Consider the following 23603-nt stretch of genomic DNA (forward strand, 5'->3'; position numbering starts at 1 on the left):
AGTCCCTGAGATAATTAGAACCAGATATTTTCGGAGGTAGGGGTGCAGAATTGCGAAAGGTTATTTACTTTTAGGAATTGGGGGCAGTTGCGGTGATTTTCGGCGAGAATTAGAACCGGATATTTTCGGGGGTAGGGGTGTAGAATTGCGATTAGATAAACTTTGAAGGCTCTTTTTCATATTAGCAGGTTCCGGCAGTTCTAGAGTTACCCCTTCTCTAGCAATCATTGTTTCCTCTGGTAGGCATAAATCAAAAACAAAGGCAGAATTATTGGTTAAATCGGCAAATTCTAATTTTATCATCTCCGCAGAGGATTCTTGTGCTAATAAAGGTTCAATTTCGGTCTTAATTAACTGTTCTAATTGAGCCAGATAATTGATCTTAACAGGAGTAACAATTAAAGTTAAGGTTTCTTGCCAACCTTGCCCCCCCAATTCTGCCAGAATATCCCCATAACAGCGAATTTTCCAGCTACCTATTCCCAAATCTCGATAGGAAAAAATTTCCAGCCACCCCCCAGCATCCGATCGATAATAATGGGTATATCGTTCACTACTTTCGGGAGATTCGTAATCGATACGCACTTCAATATGAGCAAAAGGAGAATCCAGACGGGCCAAGAGACGATAGTTTCCCGAGACAATTTCTAGAGAATTAGTAGAAATTGTGCTTCCGTGATTCTCCCCTTGTTTTTGCAGTATAAATTCCATAATCTTAGCCTAGGCCTAATGTTTGGCCATGACGCTAAAACTTAGGATTTGTGCCGAGAGATTTGCGCTTTTAATTCCCTTGCTTGTGTCAATAAATCCGCTTGGGTTAGACTAATTTGTTCTTGGGTGGCCATCCATTTCAGTTGTACCGTGCCATTTTCAGCCTCAGCATCCCCCAAAATTATACAGCCCACGGCCTTAGCTCGATCGGCCCGTTTAAATTGTTTTCCGAAAGCGCTGCCGCTTAAGTCTAACTCGACGCTAAACCCCAATCCGCGTAATTGCTGCGCTAATACCGCACTGCGTGCCTCAGCTTTTTCTCCTTTGGAGACGAGATAAAAATCGGGAACCAAAAAAGATAAAGATTGCTTTTGTTGTAATAATATAATCAGACGTTCTAAACCGATCGCCCAACCCACTGCTGGCGTGTCTGGACCGCCTAATTGAGCTATTAAACCATCATAACGGCCACCACCGCAAACCGTAGCTTGAGCGCCTAAATCATCGGACTGAATTTCAAAGGCCGTATGGGTGTAATAGTCCAATCCTCGCACTAAACAGGGATTAAGATTATAGATAACTCCCAAATCGGTTAGTAAAGATTGCACCCGTTCAAAATGCTTTTGAGAATCACTGCCGAGGTGTTCAAGAATACTGGGGGCATTCTTACAGATAATCTTGGTTTTCTCGTCCTTACTATCCAAAATTCGCAGGGGATTTTTTTCTAATCTCTGTTGAGAATCTGCATCTAAATCAGCTTTGTAGGGAGTCAAATAATCTAGCAGGGCCTGACGATAATTTTGCCTATCTTGGGCATTTCCCAGGGAATTAATATCTAATTTTAGGTTTTCTAGCCCCACAGCTTTTAATATCTCGCTGGCAAGGGTAATTACTTCCACATCCGCCCTAGGGTCATCACTTCCCAACAATTCGACCCCGATTTGATGAAACTGTCGCTGCCTACCCGCTTGCGGACGTTCATAACGAAACATCGGCCCCTTATACCAGAGTCTTTGTACTCCTCCGGCGGCCTGTAATTTGTGTTCAATATAGGCGCGAACGACCCCAGCCGTTCCCTCCGGTCGCAAAGTCAGGGAACGTTGACCGCGATCGAGGAAAGTGTACATTTCTTTACCCACCACGTCCGTCGCTTCCCCGATACCCCGTTCAAAAAGTTGCGTCTGTTCAAAAATGGGAGTTCGTATCTCTTGATACAGCGCAGTCCCTAAAATTCTGCTGGCAGTTTCCTCTAACCACTGCCAGTAACCGACCTCCGCCGGTAAAATATCTTTTGTGCCTCGGATTGCCTGGATTTCGCCCATAGTTATCTGTATTTTTATCCCTATTTGAACAATCTTAAACCGCTTAGAGTCACTAATACCGTCGATCCTTCATGACCGATGACACCTAGAGGTAAAGTTATATCACCGGCAAAATTGGCTATTAGCAATATGCCGATAAACGCGAGGGCGAAAGTGATATTCTGTTTAACAATGCGATTGGCACGACGACCAAGGTTAATCGCGCTGGGAATTTTGGCTAAATTATCGGACATAAGGATAATATCGGCCGTTTCCAAGGCCACATCACTACCAGCTTTTCCCATGGCAATCCCCACATTAGCCATAGCTAAAGCGGGCGCGTCATTAATGCCATCCCCCACCATAGCGACAGTGTGATATTTTTTTTGCAGATTTTGGATAACGCTTAACTTATCTTCGGGCAGTAAATCAGCGTAAACTTCCTCAATACCGAGTTTTTCAGCGACTTGATCGGCACTTTGTTGATTATCACCCGTAATTAAAACGATATGTTCGATACCGATCTTTTTTAGCTGCTTCACCAGATTAACTGCCGATTCCCGCAGGGTATCGGCCACAGCGATCGCACCGATTATTTGATTCTCTTGTACTACCCAGACGAGGGTTTTACCTTCTTTTTGTAAACGTTCGCGGATAGCTAAGATATTCTGGTCAAGATCAGCAATATGGTCACGAATATAGGCAAAATTGCCCACAGATACCGACTTATCGGCAATTTTTCCCGTGATACCCCGTCCCGATACCGCTTGCACCTGATTAGCACTGAAGAAATTTATACCACGTTCCCTGGCTGTGGCGGTAATAGCGGATCCAATGGGATGTTCGGAACAGGATTCTAGGGATGCAGCCACCGCTAACACCTCATTTTCGCTGACTGCATGGATAGGGATAATTTCCACCACTTGCAACTTACCGAGGGTGAGAGTGCCGGTTTTATCAAAAGCGATCGCTCGTATGCGGCCGATCATCTCCAATCTTGCGCCATTTTTGAATAAAATCCCCTGTTTTGCCCCGTTAGCGATACCCGATAACAAAGCTGGCATAATCGAGGCCATTAAAGCACAGGGAGAGGCCACCACGAGAAAAATTAAAGCCCGATAGATGGTGGTTTCCCAGGTCCAACCCCAGAGAAAAGGCGGTAAAATCCCGAAAATTAAGCCCAAAATCACGATAATTTTCGCATAACCCCGCTCGAAACCTTCGATAAACTGTTGGGAGGGAGGGGATTCATTTTGTGCTTTTTCTACCAAACGAATCACCCTCTCAATTAAGCGACTTTCGGGGGGAGTTTCCACCTTTAAACGTAGCACTCCCGCACCGTTGAGAGTTCCCGCAAAGACTTCTTCCCCGATGGTTTTATCCACGGGAAGCGATTCTCCGGTAATTGGCGCTTGATTAATGGGACTGTTTCCCTCCATAATAATGCCGTCAATGGGGATTAATTCGCCCGGTTTGACTAAAACTGTGTCACCGATCCGTAATTGCTTGATAGGAACCTCTTTTTCCCTGTCTCCCGTGATTAATCTAGCAGTATCGGGAGTCATGGCCATGAGAGAACGAATATTGCGATCGGTTTTCGCCATGGCAATCTGTTCTAATGCGCCACTAATAGCGAAAATCAGGATTAAAACGGCTCCATCGATGATTAGATAGTAATTACTATCCCAGAGTCCCAAAATCGCCGCCCCTAACGCCGCTACAATCATTAACAGGTCCACATCCAGTTCTTTTTCCTCGAATAAAGTCGTTAATCCTGCTTGGGTACTCTCGTATCCTCCCACCAGATATGCGATCGCTAGTAGGATGAAAGCCGGGCCGATCAGATTAAAGTGTAGGCATAACCAACCAAAAAAGACTAAAATAGCGCAAATTCCTGCGGCAACTGCCGAGGAATACTCAGACAACCAAGAGGACGAGATACTCTGAATCATGGATCGATGGCAATTAATTCTCTCCCCATTCTAGAAAACATTGGATCGATGCAGAAAACCCCTAGGACGTTATCCCTCGCAGCTAACCTAACCGATAATAATTGGAATTTTGCGGCGTTGTCAGATCAGAAGAGGAAAGATGCAATGCTCCGGTGCTGATTCGGAGCATCTCTCAATTTGACAACGCCAATTGTAGGGCTAATTCATGAATTAGCCCTACGCCGATGTAGAGCTAATTCCACTTAGCTCAGGGCAAGTCAAAGTAATTTCAGTTCCGGTGCTGATTCGGAGCATCTTTCAATTTGACAACGCCAATTGTAGGGCTAATTCATGAATTAGCCCTACGCCGATGTAGAGCTAATTCCACTTAGCTCAGGGCAAGTCAAAGTAATTTCAGTTCCGGTGCTGATTCGGAGCATCTTTCAATTTGACAACGCCAATTGTAGGGCTAATTCATGAATTAGCCCTACGCCGATTGTAGAGCTAATTCCACTTAGCTCAGGGCAAGTCAAAGTAATTTCAGTTCCAGTGCTGATTCGGAGCATCTTTCAATTTGACAACGCCAATTTTGCCGAGGTTTGGATCGATCCGCTGCTATCTCCCCCCTATATCTTGCTTTTACTCGCTGAATCTTCAGGAAACTATCGCGTTTACGATCCCTCTGAGAGTTATCAGGTGGTATTTACCGGTGCGAGTTACGAGGAAGCGGAAAATTGGCTACTAGAGGACGAATTTGAACCAGTAGAGGGACGACTTTCGGCAGTAGAGATATAATTTCCTTATCTTCCTTTCCCCCTTTCTTCGATGCTATCCTTACTAAAAAAGCTCTGGAATTGGCTAAAATCGCTCTTTATTGGCAGTCCAAAGGCAATTAACCCCAAAGAAGTCAAAAATACTCCTCCAGAACCCAGCGATGGGGAATATGAAGGGATATTGATGGGGTTATTCGAGCAGGTGGCGGCGGGAACCACTACCGACGGGTTACGGGAATGGCTACACAGTCGCCATTGTGACGATAAAAAGCTGGCGCAGTGGCTAGGGGTCAAAAGCGAGGAATGGCTACAGTATCCAGAAGATTATCAAACTTTGGGGCGGGATCTGGCGGCTTTAGGCAAGGTGATGACGGGAAATCTGGGGGAAGTGTCCCAACGGATTAGCCTCCAGTTGCGCGACGCGGTGAGGGATGTTTCCGGTGTGGAGGGGGAAAATCTAGGCTCAAAGGAGACGGATTTAACGGAAGTGGTTCAGGATGCCGAATTCTGGTTTGAGCAAGGAAACCAGAAATACATGAATGGGGATTTTATCGGCGCGATCGCATCCTACGATCGAGCTTTAGAAATTAAACCCGATAAGCATGATGCTTGGTACAACCGAGGGATTGCGTTAGCTAATTTAGGCAGATTTGAAGACGCGATCGCATCCTACGATCGAGCTTTAGAAATTAAACCCGATGACCATGAAGCTTGGTACAACCGAGGGGTTGCGTTAGGTAATTTAGGCAGATTTGAACAAGCGATCGCATCTTACGACAAAGCTTTAGAAATTAAACCCGATCAGCATGAAGCTTGGTACGGCCGAGGGGTTGCGTTAGGTAATTTAGGCAGATTGGCAGAAGCGCTCGCATCCTTCGATAAAGCTTTAGAATTTAAACCCGATGACCATGAAGCTTGGTACAACCGAGGGGTTGCGTTAGGTAATTTAGGCAGATTTGAACAAGCGATCGCATCCTACGATCGAGCTTTAGAAATTAAACCCGATTTCCATCAAGCTTGGTACAACCGAGGGGTTGCGTTAGGTAATTTAGGCAGATTTGAACAAGCGATCGCATCCTACGATCGAGCTTTAGAAATTAAACCCGATGACCATCAAGCTTGGAACAACCGAGGGGTTGCGTTAGGTAATTTAGGCAGATTTGAACAAGCGATCGCATCCTACGATCAAGCTTTAGCCATTAAACCCGATTTCCATGAAGCTTGGAACAACCGAGGGAATGCGTTAGCTAATTCAGGCAGATGGGCAGAAGAGATCGCATCTTACGACAAAGCTTTAGAAATTAAACCCGATTTCCATCTAGCTTGGTACAACCGAGGGAATGCGTTAGCTAATCTAGGCAGATGGGCAGAAGCGATCGCATCCTTTGATCGAGCTTTAGAAATTAAACCCGATGACCCTGATGCTTGGAACAACCGAGGGATTGCGTTATATAATTTAGGCAGATTTGGAGAAGCGATCGCCTCCTGCGTTCGAGCTTTAGAAATTAAACCCGATTTGCATCAAGCTTAGTCTGACCGAGGGTTTGCGTTGGGTAATTTAGGCAGATTTGCAGAAGCGATCGCATCCTACGATCGAGCTTTAGAAATTAAACCCGATGACCATGAAGCTTGGAACAACCGAGGGGTTGCGTTAGGTAATTTAGGCAGATTTGAACAAGCGATCGCATCCTTTGATCGAGCTTTAGAAATTAAACCCGATGACCCTGATGCTTGGAACAACCGAGGGATTGCGTTATATAATTTAGGCAGATTTGGAGAAGCGATCGCCTCCTGCGTTCGAGCTTTAGAAATTAAACCCGATTTGCATCAAGCTTAGTCTGACCGAGGGTTTGCGTTAGGTAATTTAGGCAGATTTGCAGAAGCGATCGCCTCTTACTACCAAGCGGTAGCCATTAAATCCGATGACCATCAAGCTTAGTCTGACCGAGGGTGGGCGATTTGTTCTCTGGGTAAAATAGGGCTAGATCAACTAACAGAATACAGCGATCCTTACCATTGGGCAGCCTATACCCTGACTGGACAGGACTAACTTATGGAAATTCCCAAAACAATTATCGATCTTGAAGCGCTGCTAATTGCCCTCGCACAGCAGACTGAACCCTTGCCAGAATATCTACAGCGATCGCTCAAAGAAATTGGACGATTACTAAGGTGTTAGGTTTCATGCTTCAACTCAACCTAAGTTCTATAAAAATTATCGGTAAACCCAAAAAAAAGGAAGCTAAATCATGAAAATTACTATCGATATTCCCGATGAATTGCTTCAACATTACAACTACAATAATCTTACCCGTGAAATTTTAGAGGCTTTGGTGGTGCAGGCCTACCGAGCGGAAAAAATCACCAGTGCCGAGGTCGGAAGTATTTTAGGTCTATCTTCTCGTTGGGTGGTGGATGCTTTTTTGAAAAACCATGATGCCGATTTACATTACAATGAAGTCGATCTAGAGAGCGATCGCAAGACTCTTCAGCAACTTCGCAACAAACACGATCATAGTCTTTTATGATAGTCGTTTCAATTAAATTGAAGATAGATTTCGCCTTTGATACCCCCTTGATCCTAGGGTTGATTCATAGTAGGGTTGATTCATAGTAGGGTTGATTCATGAATCAACCCTACTACCCTTAATAAGGGGGGCGCTGATGGTTTTTAACACCTACCTACTTAAAACTACATTCCCATAATTTCGTAACCGGAATCTACATAAATAATCTGACCGGTAATACCACTAGCAAGATCACTGGCTAAAAAAGCGGCCGTATTTCCCACTTCAATTTGTGTCACCGTGCGATGTAAAGGAGCGATTTCTTCCACATGATGGATCATATCAAGAATTCCCCCCACGGCCGAAGATGCCAAGGTGCGAATTGGACCGGCGGAAATACCATTAACTCGGATCTTTTGGCCACCTAATTCCGCGGCTAAATAGCGAACACTCATTTCTAAACCGGCTTTTGCCACCCCCATTAAATTATAGTTAGGAATTACCTTGACACCGCCGAGATAGGTAAGAGTGATAATACTTCCCCCTGCCGTCATCAAAGGTTTAGCTGATCGCGCTAGACGGGTTAGGGAAAAAGTGCTAATATCTAGGGATTTAGTGAAAGCTTCCCGAGGGATGGCGGTAAAATCGCCCGTTAAACCCTCTTTATCGGCAAAAGCGAGACAGTGAATCAAAATATCCAGTTTGCCCCATTTTTCCGCCACTGTAGCGAAAGTATCTTCTACCTGTTGGTCATTTTGGACATCGCAGGGGACATAAAAAGCGGGATTAAGTTCATCGGCCAATTCTCGCACTTTTTTCTCAAAACGGCCTTTTTCGTCGGGGAGATAGGTGACACCGATATTTGCACCAGCTTGATGGAGTTGTTGGGCAATTCCCCAAGCGATCGAGCGATTATTGGCAATCCCCGTCACTAGGGCGTTTTTTCCCGTTAAATCTAACATAGTTCTCGTTTCTCTTACAAAAATCTCCCCAATAGCCGACCCCAGCGAGATTCGGTATAATAGGGATACAGATAAAGGGGCAGCAATGATCACCCCTCCCCCATTGTCTGGCAAAAAGCGCCCAAAACTTTTCCCAGTTTAGGGAGCGGTTATGTTTAATAGAGGTGACACTCGTTGCATAATAAAAACAATTTTCCCCTTTTTTGGATGTGAGATGGACTTATCCCTAATACAAGACAAACCCCTAGCAGATGTGTTCCGTCGAATCGGCAGCGGCAATTTCCCCCCGGTGGTGGAATTGTTCGAGCGTGGCAAAACGATCTTTTTCCCTGGAGATCCCGCCGAAAGAGTCTATTTTTTGCTGAAAGGAGCCGTTAAGTTGTCGCGAGTCTATGAAGCGGGAGAAGAAATTACCGTGGCTCTACTGCGGGAAAATAGCGTCTTTGGTGTGCTATCCTTACTCACCGGCCAGCGATCGGATCGTTTTTATCATGCCGTGGCTTTTACTCCGGTAGAATTACTCTCGGCCCCGATCGATCAGGTAGAAAGATCCCTCCGCAATAATCCCGATTTATCAATGTTGATGTTGCAGGGGTTGTCCTCGCGGATTCTGCAAACGGAAATGATGATCGAAACCTTGGCTCACCGGGATATGGGTTCCCGTTTGGTCAGTTTTTTATTGATTCTCTGTCGTGATTTTGGGGTTCCCACCACCGATGGCATCCGGGTGGATCTAAAATTGTCTCACCAAGCGATCGCAGAAGCGATCGGTTCTACCCGCGTCACTGTCACCCGTTTATTGGGAGAGCTGCGGGATCAAGAAATGGTCTCAATTTACAAGAAGAAAATTACCGTCCATAATCCCGTCGCTCTCAGTCAACAATTTACTTAAATTCTGGATGACTAGCGCTTATATTTTGGTTTTGGCCATCGTGGTTTTAGGTGGTCTGATAGCGGCGGTTGGCGATCGCATAGGGAGCCGTATCGGTAAGAAAAGGATGCGTTTATTTAATCTGCGTCCGAAACAAACCGCAACTTTAATGACGATTGTAACGGGAATTTTGATCGCCGGCTCCACTTTAATTGTCTTGTTTGCTTCTAGTAAATCCCTGCGTCAAGGGGTTTTTGAACTGGATCGTCTTTTAAATGAACGTCGTGCCGCTATTAAGGATTTGGAAAGTCAGGTAAGAAAAACCACCGAACAAAAAAATCAGGTGGAAAAGGCTTTAAAAACGGCTAAAAGTGAACAGATAGCCGTGCAGAAACGTCTAGAGGTTCTTAACAAAAATTATCAAGCTTCTCGTCAACGTTTGCGATTAGTTTCGGGACAGTTGGAAAAGTTTCGGAAGGAAGTGGCTAATTTAAACAATGAACGAGTTATTTTAACTAATCAAAAGGCACAGTTAATCAGTCAACGAGATCAATTGTCCCAACAAAAATCAATTCTTTCTAGTCAGATCAATCAACTACAAACCACCGTTCAAGTTAGAGATAAAGAGTTGGCTAATCAACAAAAGTTATTAACGGCCAGACAAGCGCGACTTCAACAGTTGGAAACCCAGCAAAAAACCCTACAGCTAGAAATTGATCGCCGGGATCAACGCATTGGAGAACTCGATCGCTCGATCGTCGATAAAAATTTAGCTTTGGAACAGCGCGAGGGAAAATTAAAAGATTTAGAAACCCAAATGGCTTTTCTTAAGCGGGAAGTGGAAGTTTTAGAACAATACTATCAAACCTATCAAGAATTGCGGGAAAAACAAATCGCTATTTTCCGGGGACAGGTGTTATCTTTTGGTGCTTTTCGTATTGTTGATCCCCAAGCTATTGTCACCGTTATCGATAAATTATTGCGAGAAGCGAATATAAATGCTATCCGCGCCACCCAACCGAATCAGCCTAATTTTGACCAACGTTTAGTTAAGATCACAAAAGCACAGGTAGAACAGTTAAGTCAACAATTACAGGACGGTAAAGAATATGTGGTGAGAATCCTTTCAGCAGGTAATTATGTCTTAGGAGAAACCGAGATTCGTGTCTTTGCTGATGTGGTTCCCAATCAAAGAGTTTTTGAGGAGAAACAGGTAATCGCTGCCGTTTCCATCGATCCCGAAAATATGACAGAAGAAGACCTACAAAAGCGCTTAGATTTACTCTTAGCTTCGGCTCAATTTCGCGCCAGAAGTGCGGGAGTTTTAGGGTCAATTCAGGTGGAAGATGGGTTATTAACTACGGTAGTTAACTTTATTGGTCAAGTCAAAAAGTCGGGTAATTCTATCGAGACACTTGAGGCAATTGCTGCTAGTAAAACTAATACTGCCGGCCCCTTAACTTTGCGTTTAGTGGCGGTAAAAGATGGTAAAATTGTTTTTAGTACGTCCTCTTAAAAGATAGCCAAAGTTAGGAGTTGAGATTAAAATCAATTCCTTCGTAAATATCGGCAATATTTAAGCTAATTCCTAAAGAATCTAGGGATATAATTCCCCTGGCTGGGGTGTATTCTTGCAGTAACCAATTATTCTCTGATGTTTTGCTATAGGATTCTATTAGTATCTCCCCTTGACTGACGAGAAGATATTGGTTTAATTGGGGTATAGAACGATAATAACGAAATTTATCACCCCGATCATAACCAGAGGTGGAAGGAGATAAAACTTCGATAATTAGGCAGGGATTTAAAATTTCATCATTGCGATTATCACTGAATAATGGTTCCCCGGCAATGATCATTAAATCTGGGTATAAACCGCGATTATATTGGGGTATCCATAGACGTAGATCGCTAGATTGAAGACGATAATTAGTTCCTCTTAAAGCTAATTTTAGCAGGACAATAAGATTAATGAGAATACTATTATGATTGATGCTTCCCCCTGTCATCTCGATAATTTCCCCGTCGTGATATTCGTGTTTAGTTTCCGCGCTAGTTTCTAGGTTGCGATATTCTTCTAAGCTGAGAATTTCGGGAGGAGATTGAGTCAACATTTTTCTAGATTAGAGCTTATTTTATTTGATCATAACATAATTAAGTAGGTAGGTGTTAAAAATTGTCAGACACCCCCCTTAATAAGGGGGTATCAAAGGCAAAATCTATCTTCTATTTAATTAGAAACACTTACTTAATGCTACCTATTTAATCCTAATTCTCCTTGCAGAAAATCAATAAATTGTCTAGCAGTTCTTCCCGAGCGCCCATTATGTTGGGTTGCCCATTGTTTGGCACGAAATTCTAAGTCTTCTAAGCTAATTTTTAATTTAGCTAAACTGGCTAAATGACGCACTATTTCCAAATATTTTTCTTGATTAGCTGGTTCAAAAGTGAGGGTTAAACCAAAGCGATCGCTAAAGGATAATTTTTCTTGTACTGTGTCCCAATTATGCACTTCATCCCCATCTTTTGGTTGTGGTCGATCCGCAAAAAATTCTCTGACTAAATGTCGGCGATTAGAAGTGGCATAAACTACGACATTTTTCGGTCTAGCGGTGAGACTGCCCTCTAAAATAACCTTTAAAGCTTTAAAAGCTTCATCGTCTTCTTCAAAGGATAAATCATCGACAAAGATAATAAATTTTTGAGGCAAATCTCGCAAGATTTCAATAATTAATGGTAGGTCTTTTAATTGCGATTTTGCCACTTCAATTAAGCGCAATCCTTGACTATGGTATTTTGGCAGCAATCCCTTGACTAGAGAGGATTTTCCCGAACCACGGCTGCCATAGAGTAAGACATTTAAAGCAGGATAACCTGCCAATAAAAACTCAGTGTTTTTAATCAAGGTTTTCTTAGCCATTTCATAACCGACTATGTCTTGAATCTGCACGGGATCGGGATGAGTAATTCCTTGTAATCTGCCTTCTTGCCACCTTAAAGCTTGATAACGGGCAAAAATTCCTGTACCACATTCGCGATAATAATCTGCTAAATCTTCGACTAATTCCGTCCAATCTGAACTGGAATGCAGGAAACTTTCTAATTTATTGTCCACTTCCCAAGCAGGGAAAATTAGAAATTTAATTTGTTCAAAAATTGTCGAACTGCTTAAGCTATAAATGCTAGAGTTATAAAGAGATTGGAGGATAGATAAATCCTGTTTAACGCCATTAATTAAAGATTCGGGTAACTTCCAAACACTTTTTTTCTGTACCTGTTGACTAAAGGGATTATCATCTAAGAGAATTTGTTCGACTAGAAAATCATTCCAACTGATATTTTTAGATGCTAAAGCTTGAAACCATTGACCATAAGCTTTGAGAAAATCGGCAACATTATCCGTAGCTAATAGGGTAATAAATGCCTGGCCAATAGCATTATCAAAAACCCCTTGATACAAAACCAACAAGCTGACTTTTTTGTAAATTTCAGAGATCATTTTTTCTTCTCCACTAATAACTAACATTTCATGGCCGCCTTTTGGCAATTCCTAATCCGATTTAATAATTGCCGCCTTGTAGCCGAGGTAATGCCAATCAGTTATTATTCTACCAAGATAGGGGAATCTCTGCAAGATTAAGGTTAAAAGGGAAAAATGCCTACCGACTAATTCCTAGGATTTCTTGAATTGATTCTCGATGAAATTGATAACCTATAGCAGTTATCTTCATGGTGAGGTGTGAGGTTTTCGTTTTGGGGGGATGGTCGATGATGCCCTGTCAGGTTACACTTCATCTTGAGGAGAAACGCTATATTTGATGAAATTTAACCAATCTTGGATTTCCTGTCCTAACCAGAGACATTCATCCTCGCGGAGATTCTGACCGATAAGATAATAATTTTTAGCCGTCCGCAGACGAATCTGATAGTTACCTTCTGTGCCATTGCTATGGAGAAAAATACCCCATAAATCTTGAGTTCTGAAGGCAAATTTTTGGTAGATAAAATTTAAAACTTTATATTTAATTAAAACTTCTTGAGTGGTAAGAATTAATTGCATCTCACGCAAACAAATAAAACCAATTAGAGCTATAATAAAGGTAAGAATCGGGGAGATAAAGATACTGACAGTAAGGGCAATCGCCAAAGACCAGAGAGTAGCTGCATCGGAAGGTAGCTTAATTTTTGGGGGTAAATTAATCTCTAAATTATCCCGGTGTTTAGCGATACGGATGGAACTGTGGGGAGGTTTTGGTAATTTCTTAGGATCGATTAAACTTGAGGCTTGGCGATAGTAGGGATGTTGGAGAAATTTCAGGGCTTCTCTGGCACTTTTAAACCGCTTTTCTACCGCCATATCGGTCATAGTTTCTAACCAATCGATTAAATCATCATCAATTGTCACCAGTTGGCGAAATTGAATTTTAGAGTCGCGGTGGGGCAATTCTATCGGCACAATTCCCGTCAATAAATGAATTAAAGTCATGCCCAAGGCATATAAATCAGAACTGGGAACCGCCCGGCCCCAAAATTGTTCTAGGGGTGCATAACCACTCGTTCCCACCACGGTAAAAGTAACTCCTGTTGCTGCACCCCGGGACTGGACTGCCCCAAAATCTACTAAATAAACGTTATTTTCCGAGTTAATAATTAAATTACTAGGTTTAATATCTCGATGTAATACTGGGGGCGATAATTCGTGCAAATAGATGAGAATTTCGAGAAGTTCTTGGGCAATAGTCCGAATTACCGTAGGGGTGAAACGTTGCCCCCTTTCTAAGCGATCGCTTAAGGATTCTCCCGGTATATAATCTTGTACAAGCACAAACCAAGGAATCCCGTCACCTTGATTTTTATCGAGGGAAAAATAATCGCGATAGCGGGGAATACGGGGATGATGGAGAGAAGCTAAGACGGCTGCCTCCCGTTCAAATAATTTTAATTCTTCCCACTCCATCTGGGGACTAAAAGCGAGGAGTTTAATAATTACCGATTCTTGGGATAATACATCGGTAGCTAACCAAGTTTGACGACCGATAGCGGTATTTCCTAGGCGTTGTTGCAGTTGGTAACGTTCAGCTAAAAGAGAATTAGAAGTAAAGGTCATAGTGGCTTTTCCCTTATTTAGACCGGTTTTTTGTCAGGAAAACTGCTGTGGAGGTACTAATTAATATCGATTTGTTTTTTTGCTGTCCAACAAAGGGCGATTCCTTTTTCTTTATAGGAAGATTCTCCGACAAAGATAGGATATAATTCAGATTCACCACGATAGATAATTTCCTGACCATCAAATCCTAGAAAAATCGGTTGATTGGGTTGAATTGCCTGATAATCTCGTTGGAGAATCTGAGGATGTAACATGGCTTTAATTTCACCCTGTTCATCCCTAGGATAATCGATCGAGCCTAAACGTTGGTAAACTGTTAGGGATTCGCCGAAAGTATCGAGACGGGCAGCCAGATAATTTTCCTGTTCGATATAGTCTAGGATTTGATAGATGAGTGTTTCGGTTTGACGAAAAAGATAGGGACAGATAACACCATGGTTAATTGGACCGATTTCTAGGGTAAAAGCTAGGGGACAAATTCCTTTTAGAAAATGATTTTCTTCCTCGCTGACGGGATGATAAATTAAGCGCACATCAGGATTAATTTTAGTCAGATAGGTAAATAGTTTTAATAGCCAAGGATGGGGGTTAGAATAAATAATCGCCAGCATCATGTTAGATGTGGTGCTGTGAATATCTATTAATAAATCGATGGATTTTTCTCGGATTTCTTTGACTATTTTTTTTGCTCGTTTTTGTTCGTATTGCTGACAATCGGGATTAACTAAATCTTTTTGGTTAAAACAACGATTTAAATCCGTATCGATATATCTAACCCGTTGCTTTAGGGCTAAGGGATTAGCGATGAGAGTGTGGGATTGAAAACTGTTGCGGGCCAGGAGATTAGGTGAGTTTTGCAGGTATTTAACCAAATAAGCGGGAGTTAGTTCATTGCCATGCACACCGGCAATTAAAGCCAGATTTTTAATAGTAGTTTTCTGCTCGATCATTTTTTATAAGTTTTGAGAAGTTGTAATTATTTATGGTTTGCTAAAAAAGTTTGTTGGTGGGGTTAGGAGACAGTTATCAGTTATCAGTTATCACTTATCAGTTATCAGTTCACTGAGAAAAGTCCCCACACCCCACACCCTACACCCTACACCCCACACCCCACCCCTATAACTGATTTAGAAAAACCAGCCGTAGGAATGAAGACCTTTACCTAAAAGATTCACCCCTAAATAACATACCCAAACCACAACAAAACCACTCGCTGCTAGAATAGCTGGTTTTCTTCCCTGCCATCCCCGGGTAATGCGGGCATGGAGATAAGCGGCAAACACTAACCAAGTGATTAGCGCCCAAGTTTCTTTCGGATCCCAACTCCAATAGGAACCCCAAGCTTCATTCGCCCAAACCGCCCCGGCGATGATGCCGATAGTGAGAAGGGGAAAACCGAGACCAATGACGCGATAACTGATATTATCGAGGGTTTCTGCCAAGCTGAGACGTTGGGGTGAAAGAGTCGCCATCGCTGTTAAGGTGGGAGTTAAAAGGGCGGTTGTGCCACCGTTAGCCGTTTCCAGGAAAATTGGGGCGGAAAGAGTGGTAGATAACTTATTTTGCAGACGATAGGCTCCCGTACCCACGGAACTGCCTTTTAACTCGATATTTTGACCTCTAGTGACGATCAGAAAAGCGATCGCCATCAGGGAACCCACCATCAAAGCAGCATAACTTAACATCATGACGCTAACGTGCATCATCAACCAATTCGATTTTAAAGCTGGAACCAAGGGCGCCGAAGTTTGCATTTCTCCGGGTAAGGACAAAGTGGCAAAAGCAGTAATCCCCATGGCTACAGGAGTCGTCACCACCCCCACCAGGCGACTGCGGCTAGTGTACTCAGCAATTAAATGAACGGCAGTTACACCCCAAGCGAGAAAGAATAAAGATTCGTAAAGATTGCTGATGGGGAAATAACCCGCTTCTAACCAGCGCGCCCCCAATAAAGCGGCGATACAGAGGTTAGCGATGGCCACTCCCGTGCTGCCCAGGCCGGGCAACAAAGGTATGCTAGGAAAGGCTGCCCCGGCCCAATAAACCAGCATGGTTAAAAACAGGACTAAAAAAGAAGTGTTATCGAGAAAGTTCTCTAAGCTAACTAAATTCATGGGATTTCTCTCGTTTGTCGCTCGCTCGCTACCAAGTATTCCATCCTCTATCCTATCCCATCGGTAAGGCGATCGAGACAGGGAATTGTTAGTATGAACTTTGTATTTTCACTCTCACCCACCCTAAAAATTATGACTAATCAAGAAGATAATAAATTTTCCTGGTCGCGGTTGCCGCGGTTAGGCAAAATCCTGATCATTTGTTCTGGTGTTGCCGCTTTAGGCTATTTTCTTATCCCTCGTCCCTCAGAATTATCCAATATTCCCCTCGAACCCTACAGCGAATTTATCAGTAGAGTGGAACGGGGCGACATCAGTAGGGTCAGAATTGGCAATCAAGTCATCTTTTATCAATTAAAAAATCCTTTAGAATCCCTGCCTATTCCGGGTAATCCCCCCCTTAATCCCCCAGAATCAAGTAATCCCTTTCACGGTGATTCTAGTTCTCTGGTGGGCAAACCGAGCAGTAATCTAGTCTCCGAACGAGTCTTGGCCACGATTCCAGTTTATAACCCCCAATTACCCCAACTATTACAGCAAAAAGGCGTAATCTTCGAGGCGATTCCCGTGGCCGAAAACAGTTGGATCACCACTCTCCTCGCTTGGGTGGTTCCTCCCTTAATTTTAGTCGCCGCCATGCAGTTTCTGTTCTATCGCAACGATGACACGCGTAAATCGCTGCTTTTTAACAAAAATCTCGCTAAAGTTTATGGAGACGGCGAAAAATATCCGATTACCTTCAGTGATGTGGCCGGGGCCGAGGAAGCAAAAACCGAGTTAAAGGAAATCGTCGAATTTCTCAAGGATGCCGAGCGCTTTAATAAAATTGGGGCGCGTATTCCTAAAGGTGTTCTCTTAGTCGGACCGCCGGGGACAGGAAAAACCCTCTTAGCAAAAGCGGTCGCGGGAGAAGCGGGAGTGACTTTTTTTAGCATTTCGGCCTCGGAATTCGTGGAATTATTTGTCGGGACCGGGGCAGCCCGGGTGCGGGATCTATTTGCCCAAGCGAAGAAAAATGCCCCTAGCATCATTTTTATTGATGAATTGGACGCGATCGGTAAATCGAGAAGTTCGGGATCGGGAACTAGCGGCAGTAATGATGAGCGCGAGCAGACTTTGAACCAACTTTTGACAGAAATGGACGGTTTTAGCCCCAAAGAAGCCGTCGTCATCGTTTTAGCCGCCACCAATCGCCCAGAGACTCTTGATGCCGCTTTATTGCGTCCGGGACGCTTTGATCGTCAAGTTTTGGTGGATCGTCCCGATTTAGCGGGAAGATTGGCAATTTTGCAAATATACGCCCAACGAGTCCAGATGGGTGAAGATGTTAACCTCAAAGCGATCGCCACCCAAACCCCCGGTTTTGCCGGTGCCGATTTAGCCAATCTCGTCAATGAGGCGGCTCTCTTGGCTGCCCGTAATAATCGGGAAAAAGTCAGTCAAATTGATTTTAAAGAGGCGATAGAAAGAGTTATCGCTGGTTTAGAAAAGAAAAGTCGGGTTTTATCCGAAAAAGAAAAGAAAATCGTCGCTTATCACGAGGTCGGCCATGCTTTAGTCGGCGCTGTCATGCCGGGAGGTGGTCGGGTGGAGAAAATTTCCATCGTTCCCCGGGGTTTATCCGCTTTGGGTTATACCCTGAAAATTCCCACGGAAGACCGTTTTTTGATGACAGAAACCGAATTTAAAGAACAAATTACTATGTTATTGGGCGGTCGGGCAGCCGAAGAATTAATCTTTGGCAGTGTCACTAATGGCGCTTCCGATGATTTACAAAGGGCGACGGATATTGCGGAAAGAATGGTGACAATTTATGGTATGAGTAAATCCCTGGGACCCCTAGCCTACGATAAAACAGGACAGGCTAATTTTTTAGGTAATAATCAGGGTAGTCCCCGCCGTTCGATCGGGGAAAATACGGCCAAAGCGATCGATGAAGAAGTTAAACAAATTATCGACGCTAGTTACCAAAAAGCTCTAGCAATTCTCAGTCACAACCGCAATTTATTAGAGTCGATTACCGCTAATCTTTTGACCACGGAAGTAATCGAAGGAGAAGAATTGCAAGAATTCTTAAATCAAGCGCAAATGGTCTGATCAATCTTCATAAACAGTCCAGAATATCTAAGTAGTCGTGCAAAATTAATTTCCTAGTGAAGATAGGCAAAAGGCAAGAGGCAAGAGGCAAGAGGTGGTTAGATATGTATAATTAATTTTGCTTAGGTACTTAACTTAAGGAGAAGACAGGATCAAAGCATTAGAAAATTGATATTTACCTGCTTTGACGGTTAATTTGCCCTTTTTCCATGACAAAGAAACGGGAGAGTTATCTCGACTTAAACTGTTATAAAGGGCGAAATTTTTTGACCAATCGTGCTTTTGACCGTTACGAGCTAACATCGGCAGTAGATTGATTTGATTATAGGTCAATTGTAAACTCTGCCCTTGACTGCCTTTAAATAAGACGCTGCCTTGGTTAATTTGAGTTAAATTTACTTGACTTTTTTGCTTAAATATGCTCTTGAAATTCTCATAACTGCCCTGGGTTGCCGCTTCCCCCACTTCCAGGGCAAAACCCGCATAATTGTTACCTGTGGGTAAAGCTTGGTAGGTATTATCATCAGGATAAGGGGAATTAGGAATCTCGATAATTTCAGGAGAAGAAAGATTAATTAATCTCAGGGCTAACCAAGTTTTTTCTAATTGAATAAACCAGATATTATCATCTTTTTCTACCTTGGCCGTTTTCGGTAATTGCCAGAAAAAAGCTTGATCTGCTGGTCGTAACCAGATTAAAAGATTACGATATTGTCCGATTTCATCCCCGGGATTTTTGCCCGGTTTTACGCCATTTTTGCCAGTGTTAGCCACAAAAAAATCCACACCTTTATGTTGATTAAAGGCCATTAATTTAAACGGGGCCACATCGCCATCGGGGAAAGTTCCCGCCAGACTACCCATTTGATAACTAGGGCCGATAAATTGAGTTTCCCAATAACCCGGACTTTGATTATTGCCCGGTTTCCAGTTTTCATACAGGGGTTTACTGGCGAGAATTTCTACCGGTTTATTAAAGTTTTTTCGGGCTAATTCCATCACTGCCAAAGGAGGACGGTAACGACTGGTAATTAGATAAAGAGAGTCCAATTCCGGGCGATTATTGGGGACAGGGGTATCACCAAAGTATAACCAAAAAGTACGGGCTGCACCCGATCGCATTACCTCATTACTACCACCATAATCGCGTTTTACAGGGCCACCCCAACCACCGCGATAATATTTAACACTAGCGGCCATGGATAACCAATCTAAGGCCATTTTTGCCCATTGTTTAACTTCCGTATCTTGAGCAAAATCGTAGAGATTGAGATAGGGAGCAAAGGTATGACCGTGATAAACTTCTGAATCCCATTCTCCCATACCGATGTTATATAAAGCTGAAACGTAACGCTTGATTTTACTTTTATAAATTTGACGAGTTGCTTCATTTCCTGTTTCTTCCGCCATCAGATAAACCGATGTTTCGCGCATCGCTCGCAGGTTATCAGTATTGCGACCATCTACCCATAAACCCCGTCTTGTTATACTCCAATCATTACCCGTTCCTTGGCCAGTACCGTGGATAGGGTGGGGCCGTTGTAAAGGGTCGGTTTCTGTCCAAATTTTCGCCGCATTATACATTCTCTGACGATAAACTGGATCGAGATACTTTCCGAGAAGAAAATACTTTCTAATTTGTCCTTTTAGGGTAAAAGAAAAATAATAATCTATATAATCAGTGTGGGCCTGTTCTCGTGTTTGTGGGTCATCCTGCTGCAGGAAATCTAGGGCTTTTTGCCGGTTTCCTGCCAAGAAATCAAACATGGCCAGATGATAGGATCTTTTCTCGTTTTCTCCCCACAAATTGCCATAATTTTCCCGATTAGCAAAATGGTTAATAACTTGCTTTGCCCTTTGTTGAAATTCTGCCTCTAATTCCGGTGTCCAATCGTTAAGATATTGGGTTTTAACTTCGGCAACGGGGAAGGAAGCGATCGAGTTTTGAGAAACAGAATAGAGGGAATTAAAGCCAATAGTAAATAGGGCAATTATTCCCGCTAAAATTAGATATTTAATTCTAGATCCAATCGTCATCTTCGGCAAATTCATCGATGTTTCCTTGATTTTCTGGGGACTGAGGTTGATTCTCTTTATCTAATTGTAAAGGAACCGGTTCAGGAGCGATAATTTCTGGTAATAATTCTTCGGGTTTTTGACCATCTACCTCCACCACAATCATTTCCGTGACGGGAAACCAAAGTATCCGGCCTTGATCATCACAAACCGTCAGCGATCGAGATTTATCTGGAGTCTCGGTTGCGAAGAAATCTCCTAACATTTTGGTGGGTAAAATATTCTTACTTTCACCCCCACTAACTCCTAGGAATATATATTCGTTACCTGTGGTCAAATGTTGGACAATAATCGCCATAGTTAAAAAATTCAGTCAATGAAATGTAAGTAGTCGTGTAAAATAAATTTCCTAGGGAAGATAGGCAAAAGGCACTCATGCAAGAGGCAAGAGGTGGTTAGATATGTGTAATTAATTTTGCTTAGGTACTTACCTATTGATAGTTGACTCTTGAATTATAGCTTTCAGCCATAAGCTTTCCACTGATAACTGATAACTGATTACTGATTACTGCTTAACTTGACTGCCGTGACTGCGGGGATCGGTTTGACTAGCGCCCGCAAGGATATTAAAATCAGAAGTCTGTCCCGTAGTGGTGGCATAGGGTAGGGTAGAATTAGTTAAAAGTGCTTCTAAATTAGCAGTTAAAATTGATTTTGGTTGTTCTCCGATCGCTTGGGCAACTGGTTGTCCTTGGTTATTTAAAAAGACAAAATGGGGAATACCATCCACACGATAACGGAGAATTTCCGGCAACCATTTATTATTATCAACGTTGAGCATGACAAAATTAATGGTATTACCGTATTGTTTTTTAATTTCGGCAATTTCAGGGGCCATCGCCTGACAACTGGTACACCAATTAGCATAAAATTCTGTCAGGGTGGGTTTACCATTGCTGAGGGCAAGATCGAAAGGTGTCGCTTTTTCCGCTTGCGCTTCCAAAGATACAGAACTAGCGGTGGTTTGAAACCCGAAGAAAATCGCTACACTAAGGATAACTGCCGTTACTGCCAGCAGCAGATTTCTGGTTTTGTTGGTGGGTGTGGTGGCTGTCATGGATAGTCTCTCAAAAATTATTCCTATCCTATCCTAATGAAAAAACGCGTTACTCTCACTTTTCCCAAAAAAGCCGTCCATATGCCCGTTACCTATCGACTGGCGAAGGATTTTAACGTCGCCGCTAATATTATCCGCGCCCAAGTTGCCCCCAATCAAGTGGGAACATTAGTATTAGAATTATCGGGAGATATCGATGAGTTAGAAGCGGCGATCGAATGGTTACAATTACAAAATATTGGCGTTTCGCAAGTTAGTCGCGAAATCGTCATTGATGAAGAAAAATGCGTCGATTGTGGCTTATGTACGGGAGTTTGTCCCACGGAAGCTTTAACCCTTGATCCCGAAAGTTTTCGTCTCAAGTTTTTGCGTTCCCGTTGTGTGGTTTGTGAACAATGTATCCCCACTTGTCCCGTGGCGGCAATTTCTACAAACTTGTAAAGTAGCAGTTATTAAATTAATTTTTTTGCCCATTTAAATAATAGCCATCTCTGGAGATTTTAACCCCTCATTTGTCTCCAACGCAGTTAATCGTCACAAATATCCCCTTCCCTTTCTGCCTAAAGACCCTTTCTCCGATATCATAGTTAAAAAGAGATCCTTGACTCTGGCCACATCTGTGGGGATTACATACCATTAATCATGGTTTTTTTGCAAAAAATACAAAAAACTTGACATGACTTCTGCCGTTCCTCGCCTTTCCTATCCTGATAGTCCGATTGCTGATCTTCGCAGCCTCTATAACTTTATCCTCAACCCGCAACTGTTAGCCGCAGAAAAGGGAAATCCGTCGATCGTCAGTTTTTGTCAAAAAATTTCCCCCCTTGATCCCCTAGAAATTCTCTCTCGGATTGCCCCTAGCTATCCCACCCATTGTTATTGGGAAAATCCCGAACGAGAAACCGCTTTTCTCGGCTACGGCATCGCCTTTACTGCCACTTTCCACGGTAAACAACGTTTTTTAAAAGCTCAAAAATTTATCGAAAACTGTCAACAAAGAATTATTAAAATTGATAACTATAGTGATATTACTCCCCGCATCTTTTGCAGTTTCACTTTTTTCGACTCGGCAACAGCTACCCCCTTTCCCTCAGCTAACCTAACCCTGCCTAAGTTTCAAATTATCAAAAAACAGTCGGAATATTTTTTCCTTACCAATCTCTTAATCACCAGCGAAAAAGAAATAGAAAACTCCCTCGAAGAAACTATTAATAACCTAAAAATTATCCAAAATAACTCCAGCAATTGCCGACAAAATCCCCACCAGGCTCCCTGTAGTTATTATATTCATCCTACCTATAATTTTCAAGCGGCTGTTGCCGATGCACTCCAATGGATCCAGGCTCAAAATTTTAGCAAAATTGTCCTCGCTCACGCTCTTGACGTGATTTCTCCCCGTCCTTTTCATCTGGTAAACTGTCTCGATAATTTGCGTCAGCGTCATCCCGATTGCTACACTTTTTCCCTCGGCAATGGACGGGGAGATCATTTTATCGGCGCTAGTCCCGAACGCTTGTTAACTGTCCATCAGGGGCAATTAATCACCGATGCTTTAGCGGGATCCGCCCCCCGGGGAGAAAATGCGATCGAAGATGCTCTTTTAGCCAATAAACTCCTCGCTAGTGAAAAGGAACAACGGGAACATCGGGCTGTTAGTGACTTTATTAACCAAAAACTGCGACAAATTGGCTTAAATCCTCAAAATTCTCCCTCTAGATTGTTAAAACTCTCCAATATTCAACATCTCTGGACTCCTATCCATGCTAAACTAAAACCCTCCATCCATCCCCTCGAAATTGTTGCCCAACTACACCCCACTCCTGCTGTTGCTGGGGTTCCCACCGAGATCGCCCTAGCACAAATTCGTCATTATGAAACCTTTGATCGCTCTCTTTATGCTGCTCCTTTGGGTTGGATCGATTGTCAAAATAATAGTGAGTTTATTGTTGGTATTCGTTCGGCCTTAATTAAAGGTGATCGAGCGCGATTATACGCCGGTGCGGGTATTGTTGCCGGTTCCGATCCGGAAAAAGAACTAGCAGAAATTCAGCTTAAATTTCAAGCTCTCTTAAAAGCTTTAACCTAAACTATAGCTT

The 23603-nt window shown here is 43.0% G+C and carries 21 protein-coding genes and 1 pseudogene; 10 read left to right on the forward strand and 12 right to left on the reverse strand.

Features of this window, described 5'->3' with window-relative positions; genetic code table 11:
* Positions 1-60: 60 nt before the first annotated feature.
* Genes RAM70_RS18185 through RAM70_RS18195 form a run of 3 tightly spaced genes read right to left on the reverse strand, consistent with a single transcriptional unit; the run spans position 61 to position 3964 of the window.
* A complete protein-coding gene (locus RAM70_RS18185; RefSeq protein WP_312674977.1) occupies positions 61-711 on the reverse strand; it encodes a hypothetical protein in 651 nt (216 codons plus the stop codon).
* Between the two features lie 41 nt (positions 712-752).
* Entirely contained in the window at positions 753-2033 is a 1281-nt protein-coding gene (hisS, locus tag RAM70_RS18190; protein ID WP_312674979.1) for a histidine--tRNA ligase, read from the reverse strand.
* 20 nt (positions 2034-2053) lie between these two features.
* A complete protein-coding gene (locus RAM70_RS18195; RefSeq protein WP_312674981.1) occupies positions 2054-3964 on the reverse strand; it encodes a heavy metal translocating P-type ATPase in 1911 nt (636 codons plus the stop codon).
* Between the two features lie 528 nt (positions 3965-4492).
* On the opposite strand from RAM70_RS18195, the gene RAM70_RS18200 reads away from it, so the two are divergent.
* The 5 genes and pseudogenes from RAM70_RS18200 (at position 4493) to RAM70_RS18220 (ending at position 7244) form a co-directional block, all read left to right on the forward strand.
* Positions 4493-4738 carry a hypothetical protein gene (locus RAM70_RS18200; protein ID WP_312674983.1) on the forward strand — a complete coding sequence of 82 codons (246 nt, stop codon included), beginning with the start codon at positions 4493-4495 and terminating at the stop codon, positions 4736-4738.
* A gap of 30 nt (positions 4739-4768) precedes the next feature.
* A pseudogene (locus tag RAM70_RS18205) lies at positions 4769-6223 on the forward strand (tetratricopeptide repeat protein); the annotation flags it as partial.
* Positions 6224-6265: 42 nt separating this feature from the next.
* Positions 6266-6553, forward strand: coding sequence for a tetratricopeptide repeat protein (locus RAM70_RS23105; protein WP_312674987.1), 288 nt, complete (start codon positions 6266-6268; stop codon positions 6551-6553).
* Positions 6554-6769: 216 nt separating this feature from the next.
* A complete protein-coding gene (locus RAM70_RS18215) occupies positions 6770-6895 on the forward strand; it encodes a hypothetical protein (protein ID WP_002780589.1) in 126 nt (41 codons plus the stop codon).
* Between the two features lie 70 nt (positions 6896-6965).
* Positions 6966-7244: a UPF0175 family protein gene (locus RAM70_RS18220; protein ID WP_002797556.1), complete on the forward strand. Its 279-nt coding sequence runs from the start codon at positions 6966-6968 to the stop codon at positions 7242-7244.
* A 164-nt stretch (positions 7245-7408) separates the two neighbouring features.
* Here the strand turns inward: RAM70_RS18220 and fabI are convergent, their stop codons facing one another.
* The gene (gene fabI, locus RAM70_RS18225) at positions 7409-8185 is read right to left on the reverse strand and encodes an enoyl-ACP reductase FabI (protein ID WP_002797558.1); all 777 of its coding nucleotides are present in this window, start codon (positions 8183-8185) and stop codon (positions 7409-7411) included.
* Positions 8186-8399: 214 nt separating this feature from the next.
* Between fabI and ntcA the strand changes: the two genes are divergently transcribed.
* Together ntcA and RAM70_RS18235 are read left to right on the forward strand one after the other, a co-directional pair.
* Positions 8400-9077 (forward strand): global nitrogen regulator NtcA, encoded by a 678-nt coding sequence (gene ntcA, locus RAM70_RS18230; RefSeq protein WP_002793163.1) that lies wholly within the window; start codon positions 8400-8402, stop codon positions 9075-9077.
* 7 nt (positions 9078-9084) lie between these two features.
* Complete coding sequence (locus RAM70_RS18235) at positions 9085-10572, forward strand: DUF3084 domain-containing protein (RefSeq protein WP_287998246.1); 1488 nt, start codon at positions 9085-9087, stop codon at positions 10570-10572.
* A gap of 13 nt (positions 10573-10585) precedes the next feature.
* On the opposite strand, the gene RAM70_RS18240 is transcribed toward RAM70_RS18235, so the two are convergent.
* The 5 genes from RAM70_RS18240 to ccsB form a co-directional block, all read right to left on the reverse strand.
* A complete protein-coding gene (locus RAM70_RS18240; RefSeq protein ID WP_190380914.1) occupies positions 10586-11170 on the reverse strand; it encodes a Uma2 family endonuclease in 585 nt (194 codons plus the stop codon).
* 140 nt (positions 11171-11310) lie between these two features.
* Complete coding sequence (locus tag RAM70_RS18245; RefSeq protein WP_080754292.1) at positions 11311-12555, reverse strand: ATP-binding protein; 1245 nt, start codon at positions 12553-12555, stop codon at positions 11311-11313.
* A gap of 285 nt (positions 12556-12840) precedes the next feature.
* Positions 12841-14163 carry a serine/threonine protein kinase gene (locus RAM70_RS18250; protein WP_045359312.1) on the reverse strand — a complete coding sequence of 441 codons (1323 nt, stop codon included), beginning with the start codon at positions 14161-14163 and terminating at the stop codon, positions 12841-12843.
* A 56-nt stretch (positions 14164-14219) separates the two neighbouring features.
* Positions 14220-15113, reverse strand: a complete 894-nt coding sequence (locus RAM70_RS18255; protein ID WP_045359310.1) for an aspartoacylase — start codon at positions 15111-15113, stop codon at positions 14220-14222.
* 177 nt (positions 15114-15290) lie between these two features.
* On the reverse strand, positions 15291-16277 hold the full coding sequence (gene ccsB / locus RAM70_RS18260; protein WP_045359308.1) for a c-type cytochrome biogenesis protein CcsB: 987 nt from the start codon (positions 16275-16277) through the stop codon (positions 15291-15293).
* Between the two features lie 132 nt (positions 16278-16409).
* Between ccsB and ftsH the strand changes: the two genes are divergently transcribed.
* On the forward strand, positions 16410-18374 hold the full coding sequence (ftsH, locus tag RAM70_RS18265; protein WP_287998237.1) for an ATP-dependent zinc metalloprotease FtsH: 1965 nt from the start codon (positions 16410-16412) through the stop codon (positions 18372-18374).
* A gap of 135 nt (positions 18375-18509) precedes the next feature.
* On the opposite strand, the gene RAM70_RS18270 is transcribed toward ftsH, so the two are convergent.
* The 3 genes from RAM70_RS18270 to RAM70_RS18280 form a co-directional block, all read right to left on the reverse strand.
* On the reverse strand, positions 18510-20426 hold the full coding sequence (locus RAM70_RS18270) for a hypothetical protein (protein ID WP_287998232.1): 1917 nt from the start codon (positions 20424-20426) through the stop codon (positions 18510-18512).
* On the reverse strand, positions 20395-20748 hold the full coding sequence (locus RAM70_RS18275) for a hypothetical protein (RefSeq protein WP_045359305.1): 354 nt from the start codon (positions 20746-20748) through the stop codon (positions 20395-20397). The genes RAM70_RS18270 and RAM70_RS18275 overlap by 32 nt, the downstream gene beginning before the upstream one ends.
* A 207-nt stretch (positions 20749-20955) precedes the next feature.
* Entirely contained in the window at positions 20956-21507 is a 552-nt protein-coding gene (locus tag RAM70_RS18280; RefSeq protein ID WP_045359304.1) for a thioredoxin family protein, read from the reverse strand.
* Between the two features lie 36 nt (positions 21508-21543).
* On the opposite strand from RAM70_RS18280, the gene RAM70_RS18285 reads away from it, so the two are divergent.
* Positions 21544-21948: an NIL domain-containing protein gene (locus tag RAM70_RS18285; protein WP_004163818.1), complete on the forward strand. Its 405-nt coding sequence runs from the start codon at positions 21544-21546 to the stop codon at positions 21946-21948.
* A 235-nt stretch (positions 21949-22183) separates the two neighbouring features.
* Positions 22184-23593 carry an isochorismate synthase gene (locus RAM70_RS18290; RefSeq protein WP_312674998.1) on the forward strand — a complete coding sequence of 470 codons (1410 nt, stop codon included), beginning with the start codon at positions 22184-22186 and terminating at the stop codon, positions 23591-23593.
* Positions 23594-23603: the final 10 nt, after the last annotated feature.

Source organism: Microcystis wesenbergii NRERC-220, from assembly GCF_032027425.1.
Taxonomy (GTDB): Bacteria; Cyanobacteriota; Cyanobacteriia; order Cyanobacteriales; family Microcystaceae; genus Microcystis; species Microcystis wesenbergii_A.

Bases quoted from the DNA above. Each gene is read 5' to 3' on its own strand.
- RAM70_RS18185 (WP_312674977.1), bottom strand. From the start codon at position 711: ATGGAATTTATACTGCAAAAACAAGGGGAGAATCACGGAAGCACAATT.
- hisS (WP_312674979.1), bottom strand. From the start codon at position 2,033: ATGGGCGAAATCCAGGCAATCCGAGGCACAAAAGATATTTTACCGGCG.
- RAM70_RS18195 (WP_312674981.1), bottom strand. From the start codon at position 3,964: ATGATTCAGAGTATCTCGTCCTCTTGGTTGTCTGAGTATTCCTCGGCA.
- RAM70_RS18215 (WP_002780589.1), top strand. From the start codon at position 6,770: ATGGAAATTCCCAAAACAATTATCGATCTTGAAGCGCTGCTAATTGCC.
- RAM70_RS18220 (WP_002797556.1), top strand. From the start codon at position 6,966: ATGAAAATTACTATCGATATTCCCGATGAATTGCTTCAACATTACAAC.
- fabI (WP_002797558.1), bottom strand. From the start codon at position 8,185: ATGTTAGATTTAACGGGAAAAAACGCCCTAGTGACGGGGATTGCCAAT.
- ntcA (WP_002793163.1), top strand. From the start codon at position 8,400: ATGGACTTATCCCTAATACAAGACAAACCCCTAGCAGATGTGTTCCGT.
- RAM70_RS18235 (WP_287998246.1), top strand. From the start codon at position 9,085: ATGACTAGCGCTTATATTTTGGTTTTGGCCATCGTGGTTTTAGGTGGT.
- RAM70_RS18240 (WP_190380914.1), bottom strand. From the start codon at position 11,170: ATGTTGACTCAATCTCCTCCCGAAATTCTCAGCTTAGAAGAATATCGC.
- RAM70_RS18245 (WP_080754292.1), bottom strand. From the start codon at position 12,555: ATGATCTCTGAAATTTACAAAAAAGTCAGCTTGTTGGTTTTGTATCAA.
- RAM70_RS18250 (WP_045359312.1), bottom strand. From the start codon at position 14,163: ATGACCTTTACTTCTAATTCTCTTTTAGCTGAACGTTACCAACTGCAA.
- RAM70_RS18255 (WP_045359310.1), bottom strand. From the start codon at position 15,113: ATGATCGAGCAGAAAACTACTATTAAAAATCTGGCTTTAATTGCCGGT.
- ccsB (WP_045359308.1), bottom strand. From the start codon at position 16,277: ATGAATTTAGTTAGCTTAGAGAACTTTCTCGATAACACTTCTTTTTTA.
- ftsH (WP_287998237.1), top strand. From the start codon at position 16,410: ATGACTAATCAAGAAGATAATAAATTTTCCTGGTCGCGGTTGCCGCGG.
- RAM70_RS18270 (WP_287998232.1), bottom strand. From the start codon at position 20,426: ATGAATTTGCCGAAGATGACGATTGGATCTAGAATTAAATATCTAATT.
- RAM70_RS18275 (WP_045359305.1), bottom strand. From the start codon at position 20,748: ATGGCGATTATTGTCCAACATTTGACCACAGGTAACGAATATATATTC.
- RAM70_RS18280 (WP_045359304.1), bottom strand. From the start codon at position 21,507: ATGACAGCCACCACACCCACCAACAAAACCAGAAATCTGCTGCTGGCA.
- RAM70_RS18285 (WP_004163818.1), top strand. From the start codon at position 21,544: ATGAAAAAACGCGTTACTCTCACTTTTCCCAAAAAAGCCGTCCATATG.
- RAM70_RS18290 (WP_312674998.1), top strand. From the start codon at position 22,184: ATGACTTCTGCCGTTCCTCGCCTTTCCTATCCTGATAGTCCGATTGCT.